This is a genomic window from Deltaproteobacteria bacterium, assembly GCA_026388545.1.
Taxonomy (GTDB): domain Bacteria; phylum Desulfobacterota; class Syntrophia; order Syntrophales; family UBA2185; genus JAPLJS01.
Window position 1 is genome coordinate 1 of record JAPLJS010000120.1, and the last position, 4653, is coordinate 4653.

The window sequence follows — 4653 nt, forward strand, 5'->3', positions numbered from 1 at the left end:
TTCAAGAATCCGCCCAAAGGCTGGCTCCCGGCAGGTTTTACTCCTAAAGCGACAGGCGTCTCGGCAGCGCAATCATTTACCTTCGATGAAGCCGTGAAGACTCCTCAGTGGTGGATGCTCTGGACAATGCTCTTCCTGAACATTTCCGCCGGACTCGGACTGATCTCACAGCTCTCCCCCATGGCCCAGGATGTCATCAAGAAAAGCGATCCTTTGCTCACGGGAGCGGCGCTCGCCCTGGCAGGAGGATCGATCCTTGCCTACGCGTCCATCTTTAATGGTCTGGGACGTCTCATATGGGCATGGACATCCGATGCTATTGGAAGAAAGAACGTGTTTATCATCATGTTTATCAGCCAGGCCGTTCTTTACGTGCTGCTGCCTCAGATAGACAATCAGTTGATCTTCACCGTCGCCGCGTGCTATCTTCTGGCCTGTTACGGAGGCGGCTTTGCTACGATGCCGGCATTTGCCGCGGACTCCTTCGGACCCGGCTACATCGGCAAGGTCTATGGGATCATGCTGACCGCGTGGGGTGCTGCGGGTATTGTCGGGCCGCTGGTATTCGCTCAGATTAAGGGAATTGCTGTGTATGTTGCCGCAGCGCTTCTGATTGTCGGTTTCATTATTGCGCTCAGCTACAAGAGACCGGCACCGAAAGCAGAAAAGGCATAACAGCATTATTTTTTGTTATAACCTCTCATGCCTCGTGGGGCGCTACGAGGCATGAAAACATGTCCCCGCAAGTTATAAGCGGGGATCACCCCCACCCATCCCTCCCCCATCGAGGGGGAGGGATGGGTGGGGGGCTATTTTCGTACTAAGATTTGTATGGGAGGAATGGAGAAATGGGAAATACACTAAGTTCAGTAATTAATCTGACCATTGATAAGGAACAAGAGGCATATGATTTTTATATGAACCTCTCCAATCTGGTAGAAGATAAGGAGGCGAAGAGTACCCTGAAGTACATCGCCCAGGAAGAAGCCAAACACAAGGAGTTTCTGACAACCTGCCAGGAAGGCCGTTTTTGTTCCGAAGTATTGAAGCTGGAAACACCAGTTGATTTCAAAATCGTTGAGCATATCGAGAAGCCCGATATTAAAAAGAACATAAAAAGCTCGGAAGTCTACCTCATTGCCGCCAACAGAGAACTCAACGCATATACTTTTTACAAAAGCCTGGCGGATAGCTATCCCGTGGGTGATGTTAAAGAGCTTTTGACCAAAATGGCGAGTGAAGAGTTAAAGCATAAGGAAAAGATGGAATATCTTTACACCAATACGGCTTTTCCGCAAACCGCAGGCGGTTGATCAATTTTCTGACAGTTCACTAGATGGAGAGACTACTTTATACGTCCCCCTTTGCAAAAGGGGATACAAGGTGATTTTCCACGTGATTATCAAATCCCCCTTACCCCCCTTTTCTAAAGGGGGAATATATGGAATCTATTTTCGTAATAATCCCTCATATTGAGATGTATTTATATTATGTCAAATATGACATATTTTTCTTGACATTATGCCATAAATGACATAAATGGGTCGCCAAGCCAGTACCTCGGCAATGATCAATAATAGTTAAAATCATTGAATATTTTGGATCAAGGGAATAAGGATCAGCCTATCCGGGTTCCCTCCTTTTTTTGTCTTTAATTATGTTAAACGTAGCACAAAGAGGTGTCATAATGAGACGTTACATATATTTTCTCCTCGCCCTTTTCCTGTTAGCCTATTCCATTCCTGCTACGGCCGCCGAGTCGCTGAATGTTGCCGTTGCAACGAACTTCATGCAGCCTTTTCAGGAAATCGCAGGTGTTTTCGAGAAAAAAACAAATACCAGGATAAACGCCACGTATATGTCGTCCGGCCATTTTTACGGCCAGATCGTTCAGGGCGCTCCCTATGATCTTTTTCTTTCGGCAGATAAAGAAAGACCAGAAAAACTTTATAAGGAAGGCCTGGCGGAAAAGCCCTTCATATATGGGAGTGGGCAGGTGGTCCTGTGGACAATGCAAAGCGAGCGCTGTCAGGGCAGTTCATGGCAGCGCGCGGTTCAGGCGCCGACCGTAAAGAGAATTGCCATTGCCAATGTTGAGACGGCGCCCTATGGAACTGCGGCCATGGCGGCGTTGAAACAGGCCGGCCTGTGGCTTCCGCTTGAAAAAAAGTTTGTCTTTGCCCAGAACATTGGCCAGGCCTTTCAGTACGCCTTCACAAGGAGTGTGGACGCAGGATTCTGCGCACTTTCTTCGGCGCTCTCCGATCAGGGAAAACGCGGCTGTTACCTGGCGATAGCGGAAGCGCCGCCCATAGTACAATCCGCCTGTGTGCTCAAAAGGAGCAAATATATAGGCACAGCCAAGCAGCTTGCGGAGTTTCTCCTTTCTCCGGAAGCGTTAGCGGTGAAGAGAAAATATGGATATAAGTAACATAGACTTCACCCCCCTGTACCTCTCCGGGAAACTGGCTTTTGTGAGCACATTTTTCCTGATTATCCTTGCGGCGCCCATTGCCTATACCTTCGCCTATCGACGCTTTGCAGGCAAAGCATTTCTGGAGGCATTGATAAACCTGCCGCTCGCCTTGCCGCCGACAGTTCTGGGATTTTACCTTCTGGTCGTCATGGGGCCGAATGGGTGGATGGGGCGGAGCTGGGAGGCCGTAACGGGTTCGTCGCTCGTATTTACCTTTGCGGGGATTGTCATCGCTTCCATCGTGTCCAGTTTTCCTTTCGCCATTCAGCCCATGAAAGCCGCCTTCGAGAAGATCGATCGCAGCATGCTGGAAAGCGCATATGTTCTCGGGCTTTCCCCTCTGTCCACGTTTCTCCGGGTCATTATCCCCAATAGCGTAAGCGGGGTTGCGGCGGCGGCCATTCTCGTCTTTATCCACAGCATCGGCGCCTTCGGCGTGCTCCTTATGGTAGGCGGCAGTATCCCTGGAGAAACGAAAGTGATATCCATTGCCATCTATGAAGCGGTTGAGTCCCTCGCGTACAGGGAGGCCGGGTTGATGTGCCTGGTTTTGATTCCGATCGGTTATTCCTTTCTTCTCCTTCTCAATTTGATTACCCGGAGGAGTAGAGTATGGAACTGAAAATATCGGTCAAAAAACGGCTCCCGTCGTTTGAACTGAATGTCGCCTTCTCCTGTTCATCGGATAAACTTTTAGTGCTCATCGGGCCATCCGGCGCCGGCAAGACGACCATCATCAGGATGCTCGCCGGCCTGGATAAACCGGATGAAGGAACCATTACCTTTGACGGCGAGACCTGGCTCGACACAGAAAGGGGCATTTTCGTACCCCCGCAGAAACGCCAACTGGGATATGTGTTTCAGGATTATCCCCTGTTCCCGCATCTTAATGTTCAAAAAAACGTCGCCTTTGCCGCGCGGAACGAAATCTGCGTGGAAGAGCTGATGAAGCGCTTCGGTATATGGCATCTTAAAAACAGAAAGGTTGCCATGATCTCCGGGGGAGAGCGCCAGCGTTGCGCTATCTGTCAGAACCTGGCCCGCGGGCCCCGTGTCCTCCTCCTGGATGAACCGTTTTCAGCCCTGGACGCAGTCACCCGCAAGAATCTCCGGATGGAGATCAAGCAATTGAAGGGGGAGCTTTGCATCCCTATAATCCATGTCACCCATGATATATCGGAGGCAACCCAGATGGGCGATGAACTTATGCCCATTGTTCAAGGCAGGATCGTTCCCCGGTGGACATTACAGTTTCGCCTCAAGGACCTCTCCTTCAGGCGCCGTGACGGCATCGAAGATATCTGGGGACAGAACGATACGTATAACGATAATCTCGAGGTATCCAGTTTATGAATATTGGTCCATACACAGTAGAAGAGTATAAAAATCTTGTTAAATCTTTCCATGGCTACGTTGCTCCGGGTCTCATGATCGGCGGTTACATGGTCGATCATGCATTGAACCACCTTCCGGAAGGAGACTTTTTCGACGCTGTCTGTGAAACAAGGGCCTGCCTGCCCGACGCCGTACAACTGCTTACACCCTGCACGATAGGCAACGGATGGTTAAAAATCCTTGACCTGGGAAGGTATGCCCTGACCCTCTATGAAAAATATGGAGGAAAGGGCGTGCGGGTGTATCTTGATGTCTGCAAGCTGGATGAGTGGCCGAACATCAAGAACTGGTTCCTGAAGCTGAAGCCAAAGGATCAACAGGATACAAATGCCCTGCTGGAAGAGATCGGTGAAGCGCAGACGACTATTCTGGGAATGGAAGAGGTAGAAGTACGATTTGACCATCAGGACAAAAAACACAAGGATATTATCGCTATCTGCCCTGCCTGCGGCGAGGCATATCGTGCGATGTCCCAGGGCCTATGCAAGGCATGCCGTGGTGAAGTGGTATATTTAAAGACAGATGATCATGGCAAGGTAAAAAAGGGAGGCAAGCCCAAACTCACTTTGGTGCCCATTGAAAAGGCTGTGGGCCGCCGAATTCTGCATGATATGACCCGCATCATCCTGGAAAAGGAAAAAGGGGCTGCCTTCCACCGTGGACAGACGATTACCGCTGGCGATGTCTGCCGTCTTCAGCAAATGGGCCGGTTGAATATATATGTAGAAGACGGAGAAAAGCGCGATTCCGAATGGGCGCATGAAGACGAAGCGGCCCTTGCC

At 50.1% G+C, this 4653-nt stretch carries 6 protein-coding genes; all 6 read left to right on the forward strand.

Annotated features, from left to right (window positions below; all coding sequences use genetic code 11):
- Positions 1–675: MFS transporter (locus tag NTW12_15275; protein ID MCX5847692.1), on the forward strand; the 675-nt coding region annotated here is incomplete at its 5' end.
- Positions 676–848: 173 nt separating this feature from the next.
- A complete protein-coding gene (locus NTW12_15280; protein MCX5847693.1) occupies positions 849–1313 on the forward strand; it encodes a ferritin family protein in 465 nt (154 codons plus the stop codon).
- 374 nt (positions 1314–1687) lie between these two features.
- A complete protein-coding gene (gene modA, locus NTW12_15285; GenBank protein MCX5847694.1) occupies positions 1688–2431 on the forward strand; it encodes a molybdate ABC transporter substrate-binding protein in 744 nt (247 codons plus the stop codon).
- Positions 2418–3098: a molybdate ABC transporter permease subunit gene (gene modB / locus NTW12_15290; GenBank protein ID MCX5847695.1), complete on the forward strand. Its 681-nt coding sequence runs from the start codon at positions 2418–2420 to the stop codon at positions 3096–3098. Before modA ends, modB begins: the two co-directional genes overlap by 14 nt.
- Entirely contained in the window at positions 3089–3829 is a 741-nt protein-coding gene (locus NTW12_15295; protein MCX5847696.1) for an ATP-binding cassette domain-containing protein, read from the forward strand. The genes modB and NTW12_15295 overlap by 10 nt, the downstream gene beginning before the upstream one ends.
- Positions 3826–4653 (forward strand): FmdE family protein (locus tag NTW12_15300; GenBank protein MCX5847697.1); only part of this gene is annotated, 828 nt, incomplete at its 3' end. The genes NTW12_15295 and NTW12_15300, both read left to right, overlap by 4 nt.